This window comes from Candidatus Proelusimicrobium excrementi (assembly GCF_937881865.1).
Classification (GTDB): domain Bacteria; phylum Elusimicrobiota; class Elusimicrobia; order Elusimicrobiales; family Elusimicrobiaceae; genus Proelusimicrobium; species Proelusimicrobium excrementi.
On sequence record NZ_CALGEO010000037.1, the window covers coordinates 1 to 3067 of the forward strand.

At 44.2% G+C, this 3067-nt stretch carries 3 protein-coding genes; 2 read left to right on the plus strand and 1 reads right to left on the minus strand.

Annotated features, from left to right (window positions below):
* The first annotated feature begins 114 nt into the window (after positions 1-114).
* A complete protein-coding gene (locus ACQY26_RS02060; protein ID WP_428047418.1) occupies positions 115-702 on the plus strand; it encodes a hydrolase in 588 nt (195 codons plus the stop codon).
* A 115-nt stretch (positions 703-817) separates the two neighbouring features.
* Here the strand turns inward: ACQY26_RS02060 and ACQY26_RS02065 are convergent, their stop codons facing one another.
* Positions 818-1984 (minus strand): dicarboxylate/amino acid:cation symporter, encoded by a 1167-nt coding sequence (locus ACQY26_RS02065; protein ID WP_428047419.1) that lies wholly within the window; start codon positions 1982-1984, stop codon positions 818-820.
* Between the two features lie 90 nt (positions 1985-2074).
* On the opposite strand from ACQY26_RS02065, the gene ACQY26_RS02070 reads away from it, so the two are divergent.
* Entirely contained in the window at positions 2075-2920 is an 846-nt protein-coding gene (locus ACQY26_RS02070; RefSeq protein ID WP_428047420.1) for an RDD family protein, read from the plus strand.
* Positions 2921-3067 lie beyond the last annotated feature (147 nt).

The window sequence follows — 3067 nt, forward strand, 5'->3', positions numbered from 1 at the left end:
GCCAGAACAAATGAAAAAATCGAAACAACATTGGAACGGGTGGAAGAGCATTTGCGACAGAGATTTAACCATAAAACACTGCATGGTGGAATAGATTTTAAAAGGAGGATACCAATGGAAAGCAAAATCGGCAGGGAACAGGCTTTAGCCTTGCTTAAAGAATATAATAAGGAGCCTTTTCACATTTTACACGCTTTGACGGTTGAAGCCGTCATGCGCAGCTTTGCAAAAAATCTCGGTTACGCCGAAGAGGAAGAATATTGGGGAATAACAGGCCTTTTGCATGATATTGATTTTGAAATGTACCCTTCCGAACATTGCAAAAAAGCGCCGGAACTGCTTAAAAAAGCGGGCGCAGGGGAAGATATGATTTATTCGATTTGCAGCCACGGTTACGGCCTTTGCTGCGATATCGAGCCAAAACACCAAATGGAGAAAGTTCTCTTTGCCGCAGACGAACTTACCGGCCTTATAGGCGCGGCGGCAAGAATGCGGCCTTCAAAAAGCGTGCGGGATATGGAACTTTCAAGCCTGAAAAAGAAGTTTAAAGATAAAAAATTCGCGGCGGGCTGTTCGCGCGACATTATAAAAAAAGGTGCGGAAATGCTCGGCTGGGATTTGGACAAGCTTATGCAGGATACGCTTGACGCCATGCGCGGTTCGGAGCAAAGCGTAAATGAAGAAGCCGCATCATTAAATTAAGCAAACGGCTGATTTTAATATGTAAAAGCCCCGGCTATAAAGGCCGGGGTTTATAATTTATAAAACAAAACCCCCGGATTTGCCGGGGGCTTATATTCTGCGTAAAATATAGCGTTTACGGTTTATAGATTTTGTTGATTATCAAAGCTATCGCACCGTCGCCGGTAACGTTGCAGGCCGTACCGAAGCTGTCCATGGCGATATACAAAGCTATCATTAAGGCTATGGCCTTTTCGTCAAAGCCCAAAATACCGCTCAGCACGCCCAAAGCCGCCATAATCGCGCCGCCGGGAACACCCGGAGCAGCCACCATTGAAACGCCCAGCATCATAATAAAACCGGCGTACATATATAAGTCAAAAGGCATACCGGATATCATCATGATAGCCAAAGAGCAGGCGACGATTTTCATAGTGCTGCCGGAAAGGTGTATCGTAGCGCACAAAGGAATCACGAAAGAAGCCACATTTTCCGCCACGCCGTTTTTTAAGGTCTGCCTTAAAGTTACGGGTATTGTGGCCGCAGATGACTGCGTGCCCAGCGCGGTGGCGTAAGCCGGCATCATGTTTTTAAGGGAAATAAAAGGATTCGCGCCGGAAACAATCCAAGCTATGATAAACTGTATCAGCAGCATGACTATCGTAATTAAGAAGATAACCGCCACCAATTTAACGAACACGCTCAATATCCCGATGACCTGCCCCGATACCGTAATATCCATAAAAATGCCGCAGATAAACAAAGGCAGAAGCGGTATGATTACTTTATCAATGGTTTTATAGGTAATATCCTTAAATTCTTCCATAATTTTTTTAAGGGTGTTGCCCTCGCAGGAAGCTATACCCAATCCCAGCATGAAAGCGAAAACCAAAGCCGAAATCACGCCCATAATGGGGGGTAAATCCAAAGTGAAATACGGCTTTAACGAAGCGGCCTCGGCAAATTCGGTCATGGTTATGGAACCTAAAACGAAGGGGAAAGAAGCCTTGCAGACGAAATAAGTGAAAAATCCGGAGAATAACGTAAACGCGTAAGCCAAAGCCACGGTTATTAATAACAGCTTACCGGCTTTGGAGCCCAGTTCCGCAATACCCGGGGCTATAAGGCCCAAGATAATTAAGGGCACTATAAAGCCCAGAAACGCGCTGAAGAGGGAATTAAAAGTAATAAACAGCCTTACAATCCCGTCAGGCAAGTACAACCCGCCGATTATACCGGCGATAATAGCAAACACCACGGCCAGGAGCAGCGGTATTTTGAATTTCTTTTTTTGTGTTTTCATAATCTTTTCCTTTAACTTTTACTTGAGAATATTCTATAAAAAATATATATAATAATAAACGGAAAGATTTATTTGCAGGGGGATATCGTTATGTTTAACCAGACCCAATATTACGCCCAGCCTGAACAGGAAAATCAGCCTCAGGCACAGGAGTTTCCCAGAGCGGGCATATTTGAAAGGGCCGTTGCGTTCGCCATAGATATTTTAGGGCTTTTTGCGGTTATTTATATTGCGGGTTATATTCTGATAAGAAAAACGGGGATTATAGCTTCAGACAATTATTGGATAATTTTAATTTTCTTTTATGCTCTTTTTGCTCTTTACTGCGCCGTATTTACAAGCGGCGGCAGGCAGACTTTGGGCAAATTCCTAGTGGGCATAAAAGTTATAGACCGCAAAACCGGCGAGGGTTTGACTTTCGTCAAAGCTTTGCTGAGGGGGCTTACTTACTTTGTTAATCTGTTTACGCTGTTTATAGGCTTCGGCATAGCTTTGCTCAATAAAAAACGCCTTGCGCTGGAAGATTTAGTCGCCGGCAGCGAGGTTATTACGGTAAGGGAAAAATCCCCCAACGAATTTATTGCGCTTTCCGCTTTGGGCACCATGCTTATTGGCGGAGTTATATTTTACGTTTACTATTTATTTTTTATTACGCCCAGCGTTTATCAGCGCGAACTGGTGGATAACGCCCGCGAGCAATTAAACAAATTGGCCTATTTGGAAGAAGTGCATAAAGAACATTTCGGCCGTTATACTTCCGATTTGATGCGCCTTGCCCTTATCAGCGGCGATCCCGTCCAGCTGCAAAGGGATATCCAAAAGAATTTAAGAAGGCGCGGCTTCAGCATAGGCATAAACCGCGAAGGATACCAAATCAGCGCGATTGCCAAAGACAAGGAAGAAACAATCGTAACGGTTAACAATAAAAAAGATTAACCTGATAAAATTTAAAATATAAAACCCCGTCGTAAATTTCGGCGGGGTTTTGTTTTTCGGATTTACGGTATGCCGGGCTAAAGATTTTTGGTGCGCTCCCATTCGTCGGCTTCTTCGGCCCAGTTGGCTTTTACGTCCGCCGGCATT